This is a genomic window from Rhizobium anhuiense (assembly GCF_003985145.1).
In the GTDB taxonomy this organism is placed as follows: domain Bacteria; phylum Pseudomonadota; class Alphaproteobacteria; order Rhizobiales; family Rhizobiaceae; genus Rhizobium; species Rhizobium anhuiense.
This window is the reverse complement of the sequence record NZ_ML133562.1, coordinates 1-836: the sequence shown is the minus strand read 5'-3', so window position 1 is coordinate 836 and position 836 is coordinate 1. Positions and strand designations below refer to the sequence as shown.

The following is an 836-nucleotide window of genomic DNA, read 5'->3' as shown; positions in this document are numbered from 1 at the left end:
GTATCCTGCAAATCGACGCGCGGCATCGTTGCGGCGATTTCGAGCTATCTGGCGGAGAAGGGCTGCAACATCATCGACAGCTCGCAGTTCGACGATCTCGATACCGGCAAGTTCTTCATGCGCGTCAGCTTCATTTCGGAAGAAGGGCTTTCGGGTGCCGATATCGACGCCGGTTTTACAGCCGTCGCCGCGCCCTTCGAGATGGATTACGAGTTTCACGACAGCGAGAAGCGCATGAAGGTGCTGCTGATGGTGTCGCGCTTCGGCCATTGTCTCAACGACCTGCTCTACCGCTGGAAGATCGGCGCGCTGCCGATCGACATCGTCGGCGTCGTCTCCAACCATTTCGACTACCAGAAGGTCGTGGTCAATCACGACATCCCCTTCCACCATATTCCGGTCACCAAGGCCAACAAGGTGCAGGCCGAGGCCCGGATCATGGAGGTGGCCGAGCAGACCGGCACCGAACTGATCGTGCTCGCCCGCTACATGCAGATCCTGTCGGACGAGATGTGCCAGAAAATGTCCGGCCGGATCATCAACATCCATCATTCCTTCCTGCCGAGCTTCAAGGGCGCCAATCCCTACAAGCAGGCCTATGGCCGCGGCGTCAAGCTGATCGGGGCGACGGCGCATTACGTCACCGCCGATCTCGACGAAGGCCCGATCATCGAGCAGGACACGGCGCGCATCACCCATGCGCAGTCGCCCGACGACTATGTCTCGATCGGCCGCGACGTCGAAAGTCAGGTGCTGGCGCGCGCCATCCACGCCCATATCCATCACCGCACCTTCATCAACGGCAACCGCACCGTGGTCTTCCCGGCAAGCCCCGG

At 60.6% G+C, this 836-nt stretch carries 1 protein-coding gene; it reads left to right on the top strand.

Annotated elements, in window-relative coordinates:
• Positions 1-836, top strand: an 836-nt coding sequence (gene purU, locus EEQ99_RS34345) for a formyltetrahydrofolate deformylase (protein WP_244604889.1), incomplete at both ends; no start/stop codon positions are given.